This window comes from Legionella hackeliae, from assembly GCF_000953655.1.
Classification (GTDB): Bacteria; Pseudomonadota; Gammaproteobacteria; order Legionellales; family Legionellaceae; genus Tatlockia; species Tatlockia hackeliae.
Window position 1 is genome coordinate 3,342,452 of sequence record NZ_LN681225.1, and the last position, 18,824, is coordinate 3,361,275.

Here is an 18,824-nt window from a genome sequence, read left to right on the forward strand (position 1 = left end):
AAGTAAACGCAGCCTTGGCGCAGAGCGACAACCAAGTTCCAATGCATTAACAACGAGGAAGTTATTGGCATTTTACGGCAATCAGATTTGTAGAGTAAATCAATAAATCAAATCCCAGATTTATTCACGGGCCTGATAACATTTTTTTTCAGAAATTTTAAAGAAAAATCCTAGACCTATCTTTCTATGATAATGAATAATCAGTTTGGCCTATTTACAAACGATTTATCCCTCTCTATGATTTGATTAATGTCGCAACAATCAAAATAAAAGAGGCAGTATGAGTCGTGGCGGAAAAAGAGCAGGTGCGGGGCGTCCTGTAGGTACTAGTCGTTACGGAGAATCAACAAAAACACTACGCATCCCTATTTCTCGGATCGAGGAAGTAAAAGACTACCTTGAAAATCAACTTCAAGGCATTCCTCTTTATAGTTCTAAAGTTCGCGCAGGCTTTCCCTCTCCCGCCGACGATTATATAGAATCCTATCTCAACTTAAATGAATATTTAATTAAACATCCTGCATCCACCTTCTTTTTAATTGCCGCCGGGGATTCGATGACCGATGCAGGCATTCAACCGGGTGATATGCTCATTGTCGATAAGAGTCTTGAAGCTTTGCACGGCAAAATTGTCATTGCCGCAATTGATGGGGAACTCACTGTAAAAAGGCTTTCAAAATCCAATGGAAAAGTACAACTGCTGCCAGGTAATAAGGCCTATAAACCTATTGATATTACCGATTCCCAAGACTTAGTCATTTGGGGTGTAGTCACTTATGTCATTCATCAAGCGGTATAATCATGTATGCCCTTATTGATTGCAATAATTTTTATGCCAGTTGCGAACGCTTATTTCGCCCAGATTTACTGAATCAACCTATTGTCGTTTTAAGTAATAATGATGGTTGCGTTGTTGCTCGCTCAAAGGAAGCTAAAGCCTTAGGCATTAAAATGGCGGTTCCCTTTTTTGAAGTAAAAGGAATTTGCAAACAACATCATGTTCATGTTTTTTCTTCAAACTATGCCCTTTATGGTGATTTATCTCAGCGAGTAATGAAAGTTATTGAAGAAAACTGGCAAGAAATGGAAATTTATTCGGTTGATGAAGCTTTTCTGGATTTAAAAACATTAGCCTATGAAAAAATTGAAGCATTCTGCTGTGATTTGCAGAAAAAGATTTTAAAACATACCGGTATCCCTATCTCCATCGGGATTGGGCAAACAAAAACGCTTGCCAAGGTCGCCAATCATATTGCTAAAAAGAAATTAGACTGCCCGGTATTTAATATCACAGGTCAGGAGACTATTTGGCTATCTCAATTGGCGGTGAGTGACATTTGGGGTGTGGGTCGTCAATGGTGTAGGAAGTTGGCAGGCTTAGGCGTCACGAATGCCTATGAATTAGCAACGATGAATCCTCGACTGATTAAAGATAAATTTAATGTAACCTTGCAACGCACGGCCTTGGAGTTGGCGGGTAAACCCTGCCTTGAGCTTGAGGTGATTGAACCTAAACAGTCAATTATGTCTTCGTGTTCTTTTGGCACATTACAATCAGAACATAGCGCGCTTAAGGAGGCTATTAGTCATCATTGTGGGATAGCCTGGAAAAAAATGCGCCAACAAAGGTTAATAACTCAACATTTGTCTATCTTTATCCGCTCAAACTCTTTTCGTCATGATTTGCCGCAATATTCTAATTCAATTGGTTTTCGTCTAATTAATCCCACAGATGACATTCGTTATTTAACACATATGGCCAAACTTTGTTTAGACCAAATTTATAAAAAAGGCATATCGTATTACAAATGTGGTGTCTTATTCGCCGATCTAATCAACAAGCAATATCAACAAATGGATATTTTTAATCAACCTACGGATGAAGAAATTTTGAGAGCTGAGAAAATCATGAAAGCAATGGAGGGTATTAACACAAAATACGGTACCCAAACCATTCGCTTGGCAGCTCAAGGCTGGCAAAAACCTTGGTCAATGAAAAGACAACTAAAGACACCAAGCTATACAACAAAATGGTCAGAACTCCCACTTGCCTATTTAAAATAGCTAACCTTTTGATAATCAATATTCTATTCTACTTAATTTCATTGCCCCAAATTTGCTATATTTTACGATAGGTATAAATTTAGGAAAGTTATGCTCAAAACAATAAGACCCATTAAACTTAATAAGGTGGTATTAAATTTTCTTTTTATTACAGCTTTATTGATTTTAAGCGTCGTAAGCTATCTCTCCTACTCGCAATTAAAAAACCTCATTGAGGCAAATCGCTTAGTCAATCACACCTACGAAGTGATTGGAAAAATTAATGTTTCCCTATATTACCTGGCAGAAATTGAATCCGATCAACGTGCTTATTTGGTATCTGGTGATAAAAATTTTTTAAGAGAAATTAATTCTAGCAAAGCTACTCTTATAGATACTTTACAAATAGCATCAGTCCTCACCAAAGATAATGCCAAACAAAATGAAAAAGTCCGACGCTATAAAGCCTTGATCAAAGAAAGGCTTGAACTATTAGCACAAGTCACGCAATTAAAAGCTAACAATCAATTAAATACTCCTGAGGGTCTTAGTTTATTTAATCGTGGCAGTGAAATTTCAAGTGCCGCAAAGGGCTTGGGTCAAGAAATTATCTCTGTTGAGGAGATTTTATTGAGTGAAAGGAATAACCACACTCTACAAAATACCAAGCTTGGTAACATTTTATTAATTGTTGGTAGTATTTTGAGTATTATCTTTTTAATAGTTCCCTTTACATTAGCTAATATTGAATTAATTAATCGTAAGATTATTGAGCATAAAAATCGCACTACAAGAATACATCTGCGTCAAATCATTGAAAGCACCAATGACATGATAGCTGCACTTGATGCAAAAAATCGCTTTGAAATCTTTAATGAAGCCTATCAGCAAGAATTTAAACGATTATTTGGTAAATCATTGCTAGTCGGTATGAACCTTGAGGAAGCTTTGTCCGGTATCCCACAGGATAGACAACATTTATTAGAAATTTGGCAAAAATCGCTACAACCTGACGAAAGCACAAAGCTCCTGGAATTTAAGCATGAAAATGGTAAAACTATTTATGAACTTAGTGCCACTCAAATAAAAAATGAACAAAACGAGAATAAAGGTTTGGTGCACAATGTTCGTGACATCACAAGTCGAGTACAAGAACACTCTCAACTCCAAGACTCTTATAAAAAACTGGCAGAGGGTATGAAGGAACTACAGCTTAAGAATGAACAAATAACCTTGCTTGTGGACATGAGCGATATCATGTTAGCTGCCAATTCGCAAGAAGAACTAAGTAAAGTAATGGCAAAATATGCTCAGGCATTATTGGCTTTTAGCAGTGGCTATTTATACATTATGCACCCTTCGAAAAATTATCTTGAGAAAGCGAGCAGTTGGGGGCAGCCTCATACACAAGACCAACTTATAACACCCGATCAATGTTGGGGTATACGGCTTGGACGAATTCATCAAATTAAAAAGGCAGACAAAGAGTTAGTTTGCGAGCATATTCAAATCACTAGCAAGCATCCTCCGACATTTATTTGTGTCCCACTTATGGCTAAAAATGATATTTATGGCCTTCTTTATATAGAAATTGCCGAAGCAAAGTTCATCTTAAATGAAGAAACAAGGTTAATCATTGCAGCCTTTACTGAATTAACTGCCCTTGCACTGGCAAATGTACGCTTGCGGGAAAATCTACGCTATCAATCTATTCGTGATTCTCTTACTGGTCTTTATAATCGACGTTATCTAGAAGACGCGCTCTTTAAACAAATCCATCAAGCAGAGAGAAGTAAATTTTCTTTTGCATTAATGATGCTAGATATCGACCATTTCAAAAAAATTAATGACAATTATGGTCATGATGCCGGCGATGTAAGTCTACGGGAAGTCGGGAAAGTGTTGGAGGATTGCACACGTCAAGGAGATATCGCTGCACGTTACGGGGGTGAGGAGTTTCTTATCATGCTTCACAACATCGACCTAGCGAATGCTAAGAAACGCGCGGAGCAAATTAGAACCACGATCTCTAAATTACAAATTAAATACGGTGCCCAACCCGTAATACCACTCACTGTTTCTATTGGTATTGCAGTTTTTCCTAAAGATAGCAGAAATAAAGACGAACTCACCGAGTTAGCTGACAAGGCTCTATATTTTGCCAAAGCTCATGGCAGAAACCGAGTCATTGCCTTTTCGGAAATAGAGCAATCAAACGATTAAATTTTTTTTGAACGTAATTTTTCAATACTAGGTAAATCTAATTCAGGTGTATTTAGCGCATCTAACGTCCAGTGCGATTTAGAAAATGCATCAATAATCACTGGAATATGCACCGAAGGAAAGCGATTTTGTAGAACCTCCTTATGAATAAACAGCGAAAATGTTTTGCCGTGCAATAAAGGTATATCTTGTATGGATATTTTTTTCTCAAGCACATTTAACGCCAACCATGCTGCAGTATAGCCTTGTTCTAAACTGGAAATAGCAATGGCAAGAATCCCGCCATCAATAATAAACGATTCATAAACCCCCACTACAGGAATGTTGCTATGTTCATTCATCCAGTTCACCAAATACCGTGATTTGATTCGTTTTTTACCATCAGTAATTGCATGGTAAATAGAGACTAATAAGATGTCCGCATTTTGCTGAGCGTCTTCGACAGCATTCTGCCATTGCGCAAAGGTATCTACACGTTTATGAGCAACCAACTCATAACTTCCCCAATCTTGTTTTGCGATATCTTTATCCAATGTTTTTGCTGCTTCAGAATTGTCAGATAAGTAATAAATTCTTTTTTGATTATGAAAAATAAGCGATAAAATTTCGCCAATTGCTTTAACAGGAATTTGTTCGGTGATTCCAGTGACATGCGGTATTTTCTCATATTCTAGCCAACGCTTACTGTTGGTAATTCCAGCCAGAATAATTTTAAGTTTACCGGGTGAGTGAAATTCTTCCACTACCATATTTTGTGCATCATTATCAAATGCAATAAGAATATCCGGTTGCCAAGCGTTAATAGCATCAACTAATTCTCTACGAACTCGTTCCCGATATCCTTTTGAATGATGGCGGCGCGTGTCCATGTAAAAATAACGTAAGCTTATGTAAGTCTTATCGCCTAAAATCTTTCTAACCCCTTCATTAAGACTTTGTACCCAAGGCATCCTGGCATTATAGCTATGCAGTATAAAAATACGGGGCTTGTGCTGATGCTGATAAGCAAGAAAACAAAAAACCGTCAATAAAAAAAGCCCTGTACAAAACGTGGTTAAGTGTTTGGAACTCATAACACACCTACTCTACGCCAAAAAGGGATGCTTAATAAAATGGCCCCGAGTCTAACCAGAGAGAACCAAGCATTCAACGATAAAATTTTGCGTAAATCATAAGCCTGCGTTTCGAGGATCCACTCTTCAAAACATAAGTAATAGCTTGATTGATACGGGAAAATCCAAGCCTCAGTAGCCATTAAAATGACAAATGCAATTAACCAGGCATTTAATAAAGCCTGCTCTGCAACAGGCATTAATAAAGTAAACATCAATGCCGGTGCTGCCATAGTTCCAAAAAGTAACCCCCCTAACCAACTTATCGCGTAGACTAAAGTAATAAATAGTACCTGTTGCTCGTTGGCAATATCACTAAGCCAGGATAAATAAGTCACTATCCAGGCTTCTATACCAATTTCTTGTACACAGCGCATAATGCCAATAATTGCACCCAGATAAAATAAAAAAGGCCAGTTAATTCCATTTTTGAAATCCTCTTTATTTAATACACCGGAGGTAAGTAATACGAAAAAGATGGTAAAACTCACCCAGGCACTCGGAATTTGGTGCCAGGACGAAAACGCCAAACCTAAAATTAATGCAATAATACTCAGAATTGCGGCCCATTCATGCGGGGTTAAATTGCCTAATAGCCGCAATTCGCGCCAGATCATCAAACGATTCACCTGCAAAGCATCCTGATTGCGGAATTGAAGGCTATTGAGAAAAAAGAAGCTTATCGTTAAAAAAATACCAGGTACAGAAGCCACAAAAAGCCAATTTAGCCAACCGTATTGCCACTGAGTTTGCTCAGGGAGCATGCCAAAGAGAACAAAATTGCTGGATTTACCTGTTAAAAACATTACCGAAAGTAAAATACAACCTTGAAATGCAGTACAAGCAAGACTGTTAGCGGCAGTGCTGCATGGTTTAAGACCTGATGTTTTACGCATATCTTCCAACAAGGGAATAATTAAAGACACCCGAGCACTTTGAGCAGTCATTACAGGCGTCAGTAAAACACCAATGGTAAAAAGAACCATTTGTAATAAAATTTTATGCTTGGGTAAATGATTTAAAATAAGTAGGGATAAACGATAAAATAGTCGCGATTTAACTAAAACAGCACCAATACCAAAAACCCCCATGGCCAGGAAAAAACTGTCTGAGCTAAACCCTGATAACAAAACATTTTGATGCGCTAATCCTAGAATAATGGTTGCCAAAATCATAAATATCGCAGGAACATATTCAGGAAGAAGGCGGAAAACCCACATCACCAAGGCAGCAGAAAAGAGAACTACAAAATTGGTACACGCCCAATTTATCATTGCCCCTTTTAATAAGATAAAGAGGGAAGCAGGCAAAATTAGCGCTGCTAACCAACCGACGACGTTAACGGCATAACCGGGTAGCTGCAAATCTTATTCTCGCATCCTTGAAAATAGCTGCTTAGTTTATTTTCAGTGTGGCAAAAATGCAAAGTAAATTCTGAAGTGACAGAACTTGATTGATACTTGGGATTTCTATAAGTGATTGAAAATTAGAATTATCTATCAGGAGAAATTAATCTCCTGATAGATAGCCCTTCAGAAGTTACTCTTCTGAAGCGCCTAAGTTGCGGATACGCTGTACTTCAATTACTAACAATTTAAAATAATCATAAGACATGTAGAAGTTCCCATGATCACCTACGCTATCACCCCACGAATTACGTAAAGTAAATAAGCCACGGTGTTCAACTCCTTTATCGTCAGTGGCAACAGCATTGTCGTCATATCCTGTAATCACCATTTCGTGACCACCAAAATTAGGTCTTAAATAAACGTCTCTTGCGATTTCTGGCGTCAATACCCAGCTGTCAAACGTAGCATTATGACTACCCACAGCACCCATAAATCCTAAATCAAAATCCAACAATAAAACGCCGAAAGTCAGTCTATCGTTTGCTTTCAAAATACGCTTTACGTCAGCAACCACTTTATTGGTATCGACGCGATCGGATATGGCATCAAAGATATCTAATACAGGAGACCAGGCGACTTGCTCACCGACATTTTCACTCATCTGGTGATATTCATCCGGAGTCATTTGTACATTAGGCTCGCTACCTCGAGTCGGATACTCAGTAACACCAGCGCAACCTTGTGATGTTTGCTGTTCTTTGCTGATAATCCCGAAAACATCCATTTGATTAAGCACTATGCGCCCTAACGAACCTTCCCATCCACTCATGCTGTAACCGGTCTTTTCAAGATAGCTACCAAGTTCCAGTTGACATACCTGGCTCACATAATCGCCTTTCCCTAAAGCCGCATCAATTGCAGCAGTTGTGGCAAACGTTACACAAGTACCATGCATTCCCTGATCTAACACTGGAACATCATTCATACCAAGTTGTACTGAATCTCCTGAAGCAGCAGTAGCACTGAGAGCAAATTGCTGAGTATGAGAAAGCGCATTTTTAGCTCGCATGGCAAGATTCTGTTTCGCTTTCGCTGAGAGTTGGACATTTAACAATTTAATTTGTTTGATTATGTTCGTGGCTGCGTTAGTAATATTTTTAGTTGCAGCTTTATTTTTAGTCACGGGGACTTTAGCTGTTTTGGTCACTGTCCCAACAATTTTAATATCCTGAGCCGCCAAGCTTCCACTCACTATCATCGATAAGATGGCGAATTTCGCTAACTTCATAGTAAATCTCCAATGTTATTCCACGGACTTGTGGCGGCGAGAGTATATCATATGGATTAAAAATATTCATTACGGCCTAATAACGGCCTAAATTGACGTTTTTTAAAATTTGGGGCTTTCTAAACCTTGAGTGAATGAGCAATTTTATAAGGATATCCAATAAAAAAATTTATAAATCAGACTTAAAACCTTTTCCTTGTTCAACTTGAGGTGCAGTTTCATAGGCTCCACGAAAGGAAGTCAAATTTTCTAATGATGCAAATACTTTATCTGTCCGAGTCATGCCATTATGAGGAGATTGATTACGATATAACTCAAACATGTCCTTCCCTTTTAAAGCTTCATGCAAAGAACCGGTCCTTAAAATACGCTCTCCGGTAATGTTAGACATGGCAAAGGTGCCGCTTCTCTTAAATCCCTCTTCGTAGGTTTCTTTAAATAGTTCTTGTGCAGTTAAAACGCCATTACGATATTCCACAGCTCGAGACAAGGCAAATGCTTGTGCCGAATCCAAATTCTCCTCTACTTTGTCTTTGATGAGCTGATAAACATTTCTAGCGATATCTTCCTCAGATTTACCCTCTATTCTTAATTGATTTTGTAAAGTATTAATCGTCTGCATTAATTTGTCGCGTTCCAATTCTTTTCCTGCCCCAGCAAGCACTGCTTTATAAATCGCATCAAAATTCGTTACAATATCGAGGTAAAATTCTCCTGTATTAAAAACTTCAGGATCGTGTAATTCATGATTCGTAATATGATTGATAGTATCAAGATACCCTAAAGTATCCATCACGCGGGCCGCCTTAGTCGCCTCATCAAAGTCAGTAGTTTTAATATCCCCGACGCGCAATTCCACGGTACGTAATGCATATTGCGCACGTAATTTTTGATAACCAATCTCTTTCTGGTCAGTATTTCTGTACGGGGCGATGAAATCACCGAGAACTCTGACTAAGGTATTTCTCTTCAATTGCTCGATAATACCTGCATCATAGAGAATAGGTTTCATCTTTTCCTTAATGATATTGGCTAACAATGCCAATTTACTTTCTTCATCACCTTTTTGCTGATAAGAATCCCAAAATGCTTGGTAATCTTGAGGTTTTAGTAAAATACTATTTATTGATTTTTTCATCGCCGTCATAATGGCTTTAGACTCGTCAATAGTCATTGCGTTTTGCTTAACGTGTTGATCTAGAACAAATTTAATGGATTGACTTAGTAGCTGAGCTTCTTCAGTAGGGTCTAATCTGTCTCCAGACTCAATCACTCTTTTGGCAACAACTATTGCAGCCCTCATTAAATCAGCCAATAGCTCATTATCGACAACTTCATCCCAGCGCGTACCATAAAGTGCTTGAAATACTTGATTGGTTTTATTATCTAACCCTTCCCCAAAAGCAAAAACGAGCGTTTGTTCAGGCCTGGTATTTCTTGCAAAAGTTCTTGTATCAGCTTGCAAGTCAAAATAATCCGTCGGCAAATTATCATAAACTCCGCCATCAACGAATTGCTGCGCAGCGCCATCAACAACGATGGTAACAGGTTCCAAAATGACTGGAATTGAAGCTGAGGCACGACAAGCCAGAGCAATTTCAACTTCGGGAGTTAATTCACTACTAAAAATTTGCACTTTCCCGCTAGGAAACTTAACAGCTGGCATCGTCAAACTCTTAAAATGTTCAGGAAAATGACGATTAAGAACGGCTAAATCGCCAAAGGTGACTGAGGGCGATGAAGTTTTAAGCTTATCCAATAATTGTTGTAATTCTTTGTCCGTAATTTTTTCTATATTTTCAAATGTTAATAGCTTCTCTTTTATCGTGGTAATAATACCTTCTCGAATAAACTCTTCCAGTGGCTTCCCATCTTTAGTGATAAAAGCGATGCCTGGGGCGTTTTTACCAAAAATTGTGCCAACAGTAGTACCCATTAGGTCTTTAAGATTCGTTGTCAGTAATTTTTTACGAAACTCGGAGGAGGGCATACCTAATGCCATCATTGTAGCGGTTATTGCTCCAGCTGAAGCGCCTGACAGTGTCTGCACGCCTTTGAAGACACCCGTGTCCTCCATGGCTTTATAAGATCCGGGGTAGACTACGCCCTTAGCACCTCCACCACTGCATACTATACGTTCAATGCGCTTACTATGAGCTTCTTTAAGTTGTGCCAGCGTTGATTTTATGACATGCGTTGGTTGCATAGTGACAGGATAAATTCATAACAATATATTAATCATAATGCACAATAATTAAATAATTATTAAGCCAGGCAATAACCTCATAATAATCATGAATTTTTTAACCTAAACCAAAAAGAAAAAAGACGATTTACTATAATTAAAGTAAATATGTGTAATAAACTCGCTTAAAGGGAGATTAAAATGAGTCTGATTCTATTATTAATTCTTATTCTGCTTTTAGCAGGTCTGGCTCCAGCATGGCCCTATAGTAGAAATTGGGGCTATCGTCCATCTGGGATTGTAGGACTATTGATTGTTATTTTGTTAATTCTTTTAATACTTCAGGTTATTCCCGTATAGCCTTCTTATAATATTAAATTTAAAAAGGTATCAAATGAAGCAATTGATAAATCTTTGCTTCATTGGATGTGAATTTATTAATGTCCATTCTTTTGAAACAAATTTAGCATCGCTTCATTAAATTTTGGAATATCATCTGGCTTGCGGCTGGTTAATAATTGATGATCACAAACAGTTGCTTGATCAACCCATTCTGCACCCGCATTCTGCAAATCAATTTTAATAGATGGCCACGATGTCAATTTACGTCCTTTAACAGCTTTAGCATTAATAAGCAGCCAAGGCCCATGGCAAATCGCGGCAATCGGTTTATTTTGTTCATCTATTGAATTAACAAATGCAGCAGCTTTAGGAAAAGTACGTAATCGATCTGGATTAATTACTCCCCCCGGTAAAAGTAAGGCATCAAAATCCTCAGGTTTAGCCTCATCCAAAGCAACATCAACAGGAAAGAAATCGCCTTTTTCATAATGATTCCAACCTTGCACCTGATCTTTTTCAGGAGAAATCAAAACCGTTTCCGCCCCTGCATTTTCCAGGGCTTGTCGTGGCTCTTCCATCTCGACTTGTTCAAATCCATTGGCAACCAAGATAGCCACCCTAACGCCATTTAACTTATCCATAGTTCCTCCTATTTTTTAAGTCCTTTTTTTAAGTATAGAAGGTAGGTAAGGCCGAAGTTATTCGGCCTTTATTGCGGATTTATTCTTCTTCTCTTCTACAACTCATTCCCCAGCAGGCACCGATGCAAGTAGATATTGCGCCAATAAAAAACAAAGCAAATATTATGAACGCTGCCCACACCAAGTTGTCCCGTGTAACTGAGGGCGGTAAATTAGTTTGCTTGGAAGTAGCAGGTTCGTTTGCTGTTTCATTAGTTTTAGTTGCCTCGTTATCAGCAATAGTTGTTTGACCTGTTTGAGCTGTTGTTGCTAGGTTTTAGTTACATCATTGGTGTAACTCGAAACATAGTTGCTCATATGCCCTGCCATGATAGCTGCTAGTAATAAGGACAAAACCCAGGTAATAAAACCATAGAGAATGCCAAGGTTGCGTTTAGGGCACTATAAACGACCAAGATAACCTGCGGCATAGCCTGCTACCAGCATGGAAACAATAATACCGATTAAAAGACCAAGTAAACCACCCACCGCTAAAACGGTGGCGCCTTCCTGATTCAATGTAAAAAGACTTAAGCCTATTGCAATACCAAATAAATTTAACAAAAAGCCTAAACCTAAACTTACAAGAGCACCTACTAAAACTGCACTCCAGGAAATTCGTTTGAAAGTATGATGACAGTGAGTTGGTTCATTGATTATAGTAACATTCCTTGTTTTAGATTAAAAAAATTGGCCATCAGAAAATATGGGAAACTAACCAAATTAATACCAATATACTCAATGGAACTCCTAATAACCAGGCAATGATATATTTAAGCATAGTTATCTCCTTATAAAACCAAATTGCTCTTTTTTCATCATCCTCTTTAAGAAATAGAGCAAAATCAGACTTAAGGCAAACTTAAAAACTCAAATTATGCAGCAAATTTAATATATCTCGAGGGAAGATTTTGCGTGTCAAAACAAGCAAAAACCAGCCTGTCTGTGGGTTTTCTTGTTACTAAATCCAGACATTGATTATGAAGTCTTGCTTCAAAATGATACCCACATTTTTCTATGACCCTCAACGAGGCATTATTCTCTGCCTGGCAACAAATTTGCACTCTTACTGCATGCAAATAGTCAAATGCATAACGAGTCAACGCAATACTTAGTTCCGTAGCTAATCCTCGCCCCACATAATGACTATGTATCCAATACCCAATTTCAAAATAGGGCACTGAAGGGTCGCTTTGATCATTATAGCCACTAGCACCAATAATACGCAGCTCTTGTTTTAGCAAAACGATGAAAGGCATTTCTTTTTGACGAGGAGTCCCCCAATTGGCAATGCTTTCATCAATAAATGTTTTTGTTATTTCCAAACTTGAATCCGAGGCCCATGGCATCCAACGAGCTAGTTCAGGTAATGATTCTTTAATCGCTAGATTAAGAGGGAGCTCATCGCCAGCTTGTGGCGGTCTAAGAATAAGATTGTCCGTTTCAATAAGAAGAGACATTTTTGTAAAATCCTGTACAACATTCACTCGCCAGTGAGTGAAATTTATTAATATTCAAGCATTTTTCCTGAACTAGTTCTATACTGTGTTTAACAAATCCATGGAGAGGGTAATACTATGGCTGTTACAACTGGATTGTCAGGCAATGAAATCTATTGTTTAGCAGAAAAAGGTTACGCTCCGGGTAACATTGTTGTTGGTAATAGCGTTCATTCACTAGGACTTATCCGTAGCGTCGGCACTGGTTTGAAGGCGATGCTTGGGGGTGAGTTAACCCAGATTACTCAACTGATTGAAGATGGTAGAAAAACCGCTTATCAGCGAATGTTGCAAGAAGCAGTAAACTACAATGCAACTGGGGTCACCGGTGTTGACAGTCAGCTCATTTTCCATAGTGGGAATGTTGAATTTTTAGCGATTGGCTCTGGAATACATGCCAATGGAACCACCTCTTTAAATAAATTCTCAACATCTGCTGATGGTCAGGAGCTTTATGCTCAATTGGATGTAGGCTTTAAGCCCATTTGCTTTGCGTTTGGTAATGTTGCCTATTCTATGGGAATCGGTCGCGGAATTCTTGGTAGTTTGAAAACACTGGCACGCGGTGAGATTAAAGAATATTCGAATATTTTTAACCATACACGACATCTGGCACTAAGCCGTATTATCGCTCATGCCAAAGAACATAAAGCCAATGCTGTTCTTGGTATTAGAACTACAATTCTTCCTTTTGGCGGTGTTAATGAAATGCTAATGCTAGGCACGGCCTCTCACAATCCGAAATTGCCGGGTGATAAAGCAGATGAGCCTATCAGTAGCGATATGACCAATATCGAAATGTGGAATATGGCCAGTAAGGGCTACATGCCACTAAAACTATTGTTGGGAACCTCTGTTTATTCTTTAGGTTTTGTTGGCGGCCTTACCTCGACGTTAAAATCATTTATACGGGGTGAGATTAATGAATTAACCCGTCTGATTTATGATGCCCGCGAAAACGCACTAGCCATTATTAACGCTGAAGCGAAAGCCATCGGGGCAGACGATGTTATTGGCGTAAAAACCTATGTTTATCAACTAGGCAATGGATTAATTGAATTTTTAGCTATCGGTACAGCAGTTAAAAAAACAACGAGCCTAACTCCTGAATCGCCTCAACTTCCACCACAAGCGATAATTGTGGATAGAGATACGTTTTACGATTCAAACATTCCGAATAGTCTGGATGTGAATATGAATACTGGAAAAAAACCGATTAACAGAAGCTTTATGTCAGTGCTTATACCCTTTATTTTTATCCTGCTATTCATTCATTTCGTCTTCAGAGTAATTGGGGCATTTAGTTAGCTTGGCTCTGACTGACCAATTTAATCACCTTATTCACAAAAGAAGGTCCGGGATCGTCTTTATCCGTTTGATAGTTTGGATCTAGTTCGAGCCATAATTCGGTATTTTTGAAATTTAAATAATCCTTATGACCAATCACATATTTTATCTCTGGATATTTTTTCTTCAGATGACAGACCAAGAATGCATTGGCTTGTGCCTGTGCTTCAGTTAAATCATCCACACTATCAACACCACCAATGTTCTCAATACCAATTGCATAATGGTTTAAGCCGATAACATGCCTTGCCATCCAGTTTTCAGGCATAAGCTGATAAATACTGCCATCGCGATCGACTACAAAATGACTTGAAACATTTAAATTCCCAGGCAACTCTTTAATGCGTGGTGAACTTTGAGGAAAAGTAGGTGGGTTAAAGACACGAAGAGTAGCCTCTAAACTGGCAATACAAGTCCAGTGCAACACAATCATTCGCGGTTCAATTTCAATCGATTTGGAATCAATGCCGTAATGAGTCAATTGATATTGCTGCGTTAAGGCAATGCGCTCCTCATCAAATTGAATGGGTGCTTGATGAATCACTTGTGCATCATGACAAGAAAAAGCGTGCCCCAGAGAACTTATGAAGAAGGAGAATAAAAAGAATCGAGTGATTTTCATATTATTTTTTTAATACCATGAAATAAGCCACTACATAATTAGGTAAATGACGATTTGCCTGATAAAACGCGTCTTTCCCCGCATAACTTCCCGTTAAAAAATCAACTTGATAAAGATTATTTGCAAATGCACCTCCGGTATCCGCCAAAATACCGGCTCGCGTCACAATGTTTCCTGTTTGATTAGGATATTGCACCATCAGCAATTTTCCCAAACCCAATTGCTCAAGATCACCAGCAAACGTGACTCCACTATTCACAGTAATCTTATGCTCTGCATCTTTACCATAACCTTTTATGCCATCTACGGATTTAAAATACCAGTAGCGCTCCTGTTGATAGGGATTTTTGGCTTTATCGTAAGGAATATTATTGCAACGATGAACATTAAAGATTTTCACAGGCTGCCTGGCATCACCAAAATCGGCTACCACGGTGCCTTGCATTAACGCAGCTTCCAAATCATCACGATTTAAATACGCTAAAACAGGAACCTGCTTGTTAGCTAATGCACCTTTTAATATGTCTTGTTTTCCATAATGAAAGCGAACAAGTTCGGGTTTAGCCTCGGCTTCTTCAAGTGTTAACAATGCTTCATCTTTTGGTAGAGCATACAGTGCAAGCGGGTAAGCCGTGCTAGGCTGTTTTGAAACCCTCGCACGATGTACATAGTATTTGGTCATTAAAATTTTATCGTTGGGTAAATTAGCAATCAGTGATTTAGATCTCCTAAGAGGCTTTGCTTGCTCAACATCTGGATACCAACGAACGAAGTCAAAATGCTTTTTAACAAATGCAGGATTATTCATTTCATTTTGATGTTTACAGATAAACACCAAGGTAGCTTTCACACGTGCTAACGGAATCTTAAGAGCCTTACCTGAATGGATAACACGCGAATCATATTGTTTGCCTTTCTTTAGATAAGCTAATGTTTCTTTGGCTGTTGCACACAAAGCCGGACCATCAATTTCATAATGTGTCGCAGATAATGGTTTTGCAGGGACAAAACGAGGTTTAGCAATCACCTGAAAATTGCAAAAGATAATGACCAACAGCAATAAAAGTTTATTCACTTATTCAATCCTAAATTTATTTAAGTATTTAAAGAGCACTGTACGAAATTACATCAGGTTTCGTCTCACTAATAAAGTTTTTTGGAAATAAATTTGAATGGCGTGAAATGAGGAAGGGATTATAAATTACTGGATTTTACCATCTACGATATGAATCACTCGATCAGCTAATGCTGCAAAACCAGGTTCATGGGTCACGACGACAACAGCTCTCTGCTGTCGATGAGCAAGCTCTCGCAGGATTATTTCTACATTCTTGCTTGAAGCTGTATCGAGATTTCCAGTAGGCTCATCCGCTAAAATTAGCTGCGGCTCATTCGCGAGTGCTCGGGCAATTGCAACACGTTGACTTTGCCCGCCAGAAAGTTGCTTTGGAAGTTTATGTTGTTGATCTCCTAAACCCAAACTTACTAATAATTGACTGGCACGCTCTTTAATGGCTTCTGGTGACAATTTCCTCAAACGCTGCATAGGGAGCATGACATTTTCAAGGGCACTAAACTCTGGAAGCAAAAAATGAAACTGAAAGACATAACCAAGCTGAGCCAGGCGTACATCAGCCAGCTTATTCTCATTATAATTTGCGGTATTCTCACCTAAAAACCATAATTCACCGCTAGTGGGTCTATCTAATAGGCCTAGTAAATAAAGTAGGGAGGATTTACCTGAGCCAGAGGGCCCCATGATCACGATGAATTCACCAACCTGAATTTCCAGGTCAATATCGGCGACCAATGTTATTGGTACTTCGCCTGCCAAGCGTCGGGTAAGCTGTTCAGTCCTTATTAATACAGGCATTATAATCCTCCTCGCAGGATATCAACAGGCTGAACCAAGGCCGCTTTGCGTGCCGGCAGTAAAGCCGCCACCATAGCGGCAGTCATCGCAAAGGTAGCAGCAATAAGAAAATGCAGGAAACTCCAGTCCAGAGGCATACCAATAACCTCCGTACTACCCGGGGGTTTAAATTTTATCTGCATCAGACTGTACATAAGCCCACTTCCAAGCGGTAGCCCTAGCAGACAACCAACCAATCCAAGTAGAAAACCTTGAATGATAAAAATGAGTTGGATATCACTCTTGTGAAACCCTATTGATTTAAGAATGGCTATATCGCGATGTTTTTCCATCACCACAGTTGAAATCACATTGTAAATACCAAATGCAGCCACAATAAGTACTGCACTCACTACGCTATACATAATGATGTTTCGTATGGCCAATGTATTGAGTATGTCCTCTGATTTTTCTTGCCAAGATAGCGTTTGATAACCAACCTGCTTTTCAATTTGCGCGGCAATCGCATGTGCTTGATAAGGAGTAGTCAATTTCATAATAATATTATTTGCTCGATGAGTACGATTGAGTAGTGCCTGAGCACGTTTAATACTAATAAATGCTTGATTGGTGTCAAAATCCGAACGGCCTGTGCGAAAAATTCCAAGAATTTTAAAAACCCGCACCTGTCCTGCAGGAGCTGTCACCGTAATATTATCGCCAAGTTTCAATGATAATTTTCGAGCCAGTTCACTGCCAACGGCAATTCCATCGGAGTTAATCACTAAATCATCAATTGTCCCGGCGATCATATAATTTTCTATCGTCGATACTTTTTTAATCTCTTCTGGAATCATGCCATTTAAAGTAATCGAAACATCTCTACCTGCAAAACTAACTAATGCTTGTCCCACCAACACTGGCGAAGCAAGGAGGCCCGGAAAAGTATGCAAATACTTCATAATTTGTTCATAGCCACGTATGCCACGCGTTTCAGTCAGAGGTTTCACATTGCGAATCTCTATAACGCCTTCATTATAAAGTTGTTGAATAGGCTGCAGGCGGGGATTGCGATACTCATCAACAATAGTAATATGTGGTGAATTATCAATAAGGCGACGGATAAAGTCTTGTTCTGATCCTTGCATTAATGAGGAAATTGTTAAAAAGAAAGCAACACCTAGAATAATTCCCATAAGCGAGACTAAACTTTGTCGTTTCCGCGACAGCAAATGCTTTAAAGCAATGCTTAGAAATAATTTCATTCTTTTTCCTGTTCGACAAGAATAGTATTGACACGCGCCCCTGGCTTTAGTTCAGGGGTAGCTCGCAACACCACCAAATCTTGTGGTTCAACTCCTTTTATTATTTCAATTTGTTTAAACCCTTTTGCGCCAATCAAAACAGGCGAGTGTACCAAGCGACCTCGTTTCACTAGCCAAACTTTATTTTCCACAACCGCCGTTACCGGAATTAATAAGGCATTCTTTTTTTCGTGTAAAATAATATTGGTTTCCGCTGTCATCCCAATTAATAAAGGGGTATTTCCTACAAAACGAATTCGTACCCGATAACTTCGAGCAATGGGGTCACCCTTGGGCGTGATACTTTGTACGATGCCATAAAAAATCCGACCAGGAAAAGCATCCGCGCGAATTAATACTTTTTGTCCTACACGAACCTCAGCAATGTCCTCTTCGTCAACTTCGGTAGAAATTCGCAGTGGCGCACAACAAGATAGCCAAAATACAGCTTGATTGGCAGGAATTAATTGGCCAATTTCACCATCCCGACGAATAATTCGACCATCAGCCGGCGAAGTGAGTTTCAAATATTTGATCTGTGCTTCTACGCCCTGAACTGCTGCACGGGCTTCATTCCATTCTGAAAGGGTTCTGTCGTATTCATCTTTGGAAATAACCCCTTTCGTGACCAGGGTAGAACTGCGCTGAAAGCGTTTTCGGGCTAAGTCTTCTCTTTCTTTTAGTTCAACTAACGATTGTTGTAATTGCTCATCTTCCAATTGTGCAAGCACTTCTCCTTTTTTAACTTCACTACCCTCATCAACATTTAATTTGATTAATCGCGCAGCAATGTGCGTAGAAATAGGCAGCATCACTGTAGCCTCGACCGTACCTGTAGCATAGGCTGCTTGCACGGCATTACCATAGACCGGATGCACTACTTCTATAGTCTCTCGTGTTAATCGCGATAGGCTAAACCACCCGACTATCACCAGGATGAGTAAAACAACTGTCAGCAATAAATATCTTTTCATAAGA

At 39.0% G+C, this 18,824-nt stretch carries 18 protein-coding genes; 6 read left to right on the top strand and 12 right to left on the bottom strand.

Annotation, left to right across the window (positions count from 1 at the left end; genetic code table 11):
- Positions 1–280 precede the first annotated feature (280 nt).
- From LHA_RS14765 to LHA_RS14775, 3 genes are all read left to right on the top strand, one after another.
- On the top strand, positions 281–799 hold the full coding sequence (locus LHA_RS14765) for a LexA family protein (protein WP_045107225.1): 519 nt from the start codon (positions 281–283) through the stop codon (positions 797–799).
- Between the two features lie 2 nt (positions 800–801).
- Positions 802–2,064 carry a Y-family DNA polymerase gene (locus tag LHA_RS14770; protein WP_045107226.1) on the top strand — a complete coding sequence of 421 codons (1,263 nt, stop codon included), beginning with the start codon at positions 802–804 and terminating at the stop codon, positions 2,062–2,064.
- Positions 2,065–2,154: 90 nt separating this feature from the next.
- Positions 2,155–4,266 (top strand): diguanylate cyclase, encoded by a 2,112-nt coding sequence (locus LHA_RS14775; RefSeq protein WP_045107227.1) that lies wholly within the window; start codon positions 2,155–2,157, stop codon positions 4,264–4,266.
- Here LHA_RS14775 and LHA_RS14780 read toward each other — a convergent pair.
- From LHA_RS14780 to LHA_RS14795, 4 genes are all read right to left on the bottom strand, one after another.
- A complete protein-coding gene (locus tag LHA_RS14780; RefSeq protein ID WP_045107228.1) occupies positions 4,263–5,339 on the bottom strand; it encodes an ABC transporter substrate-binding protein in 1,077 nt (358 codons plus the stop codon). The genes LHA_RS14775 and LHA_RS14780 overlap by 4 nt on opposite strands.
- Positions 5,336–6,742 (bottom strand): SLC13 family permease, encoded by a 1,407-nt coding sequence (locus LHA_RS14785; protein ID WP_045107229.1) that lies wholly within the window; start codon positions 6,740–6,742, stop codon positions 5,336–5,338. Before LHA_RS14785 ends, LHA_RS14780 begins: the two co-directional genes overlap by 4 nt.
- Positions 6,743–6,917: 175 nt before the next feature.
- Entirely contained in the window at positions 6,918–8,015 is a 1,098-nt protein-coding gene (locus LHA_RS14790) for a C1 family peptidase (RefSeq protein ID WP_045107230.1), read from the bottom strand.
- A 169-nt stretch (positions 8,016–8,184) separates the two neighbouring features.
- Complete coding sequence (locus tag LHA_RS14795) at positions 8,185–10,221, bottom strand: patatin-like phospholipase family protein (protein ID WP_052673740.1); 2,037 nt, start codon at positions 10,219–10,221, stop codon at positions 8,185–8,187.
- A gap of 180 nt (positions 10,222–10,401) precedes the next feature.
- On the opposite strand from LHA_RS14795, the gene LHA_RS16385 reads away from it, so the two are divergent.
- Positions 10,402–10,560: a DUF3309 family protein gene (locus LHA_RS16385; RefSeq protein WP_045107231.1), complete on the top strand. Its 159-nt coding sequence runs from the start codon at positions 10,402–10,404 to the stop codon at positions 10,558–10,560.
- Positions 10,561–10,637: 77 nt separating this feature from the next.
- On the opposite strand, the gene LHA_RS14805 is transcribed toward LHA_RS16385, so the two are convergent.
- Positions 10,638–11,183, bottom strand: coding sequence for a type 1 glutamine amidotransferase domain-containing protein (locus LHA_RS14805; RefSeq protein WP_045107232.1), 546 nt, complete (start codon positions 11,181–11,183; stop codon positions 10,638–10,640).
- A gap of 122 nt (positions 11,184–11,305) precedes the next feature.
- Between LHA_RS14805 and LHA_RS17420 the strand changes: the two genes are divergently transcribed.
- Positions 11,306–11,473: a hypothetical protein gene (locus tag LHA_RS17420; protein WP_231861942.1), complete on the top strand. Its 168-nt coding sequence runs from the start codon at positions 11,306–11,308 to the stop codon at positions 11,471–11,473.
- 151 nt (positions 11,474–11,624) lie between these two features.
- On the opposite strand, the gene LHA_RS17425 is transcribed toward LHA_RS17420, so the two are convergent.
- Both LHA_RS17425 and LHA_RS14815 read right to left on the bottom strand, forming a co-directional pair.
- Entirely contained in the window at positions 11,625–11,786 is a 162-nt protein-coding gene (locus LHA_RS17425) for a hypothetical protein (RefSeq protein ID WP_231861943.1), read from the bottom strand.
- A 311-nt stretch (positions 11,787–12,097) separates the two neighbouring features.
- Positions 12,098–12,682 carry a GNAT family N-acetyltransferase gene (locus tag LHA_RS14815; protein ID WP_045107233.1) on the bottom strand — a complete coding sequence of 195 codons (585 nt, stop codon included), beginning with the start codon at positions 12,680–12,682 and terminating at the stop codon, positions 12,098–12,100.
- A gap of 117 nt (positions 12,683–12,799) precedes the next feature.
- On the opposite strand from LHA_RS14815, the gene LHA_RS14820 reads away from it, so the two are divergent.
- Positions 12,800–14,029: a heavy metal-binding domain-containing protein gene (locus LHA_RS14820; protein WP_045107234.1), complete on the top strand. Its 1,230-nt coding sequence runs from the start codon at positions 12,800–12,802 to the stop codon at positions 14,027–14,029.
- Here LHA_RS14820 and LHA_RS14825 read toward each other — a convergent pair.
- The 5 genes from LHA_RS14825 to LHA_RS14845 form a co-directional block, all read right to left on the bottom strand.
- Positions 14,022–14,690: an N-acetylmuramoyl-L-alanine amidase gene (locus LHA_RS14825; RefSeq protein WP_045107235.1), complete on the bottom strand. Its 669-nt coding sequence runs from the start codon at positions 14,688–14,690 to the stop codon at positions 14,022–14,024. The genes LHA_RS14820 and LHA_RS14825 overlap by 8 nt on opposite strands.
- Before the next feature lies 1 nt (position 14,691).
- Positions 14,692–15,765, bottom strand: a complete 1,074-nt coding sequence (locus LHA_RS14830) for a hypothetical protein (protein WP_045107236.1) — start codon at positions 15,763–15,765, stop codon at positions 14,692–14,694.
- 126 nt (positions 15,766–15,891) lie between these two features.
- Positions 15,892–16,563 (bottom strand): ABC transporter ATP-binding protein, encoded by a 672-nt coding sequence (locus LHA_RS14835; protein WP_045107237.1) that lies wholly within the window; start codon positions 16,561–16,563, stop codon positions 15,892–15,894.
- Positions 16,563–17,807: an FtsX-like permease family protein gene (locus tag LHA_RS14840; RefSeq protein WP_045107238.1), complete on the bottom strand. Its 1,245-nt coding sequence runs from the start codon at positions 17,805–17,807 to the stop codon at positions 16,563–16,565. The genes LHA_RS14835 and LHA_RS14840 overlap by 1 nt, the downstream gene beginning before the upstream one ends.
- A complete protein-coding gene (locus LHA_RS14845; protein WP_045107239.1) occupies positions 17,804–18,820 on the bottom strand; it encodes an efflux RND transporter periplasmic adaptor subunit in 1,017 nt (338 codons plus the stop codon). The genes LHA_RS14840 and LHA_RS14845 overlap by 4 nt, the downstream gene beginning before the upstream one ends.
- Positions 18,821–18,824 lie beyond the last annotated feature (4 nt).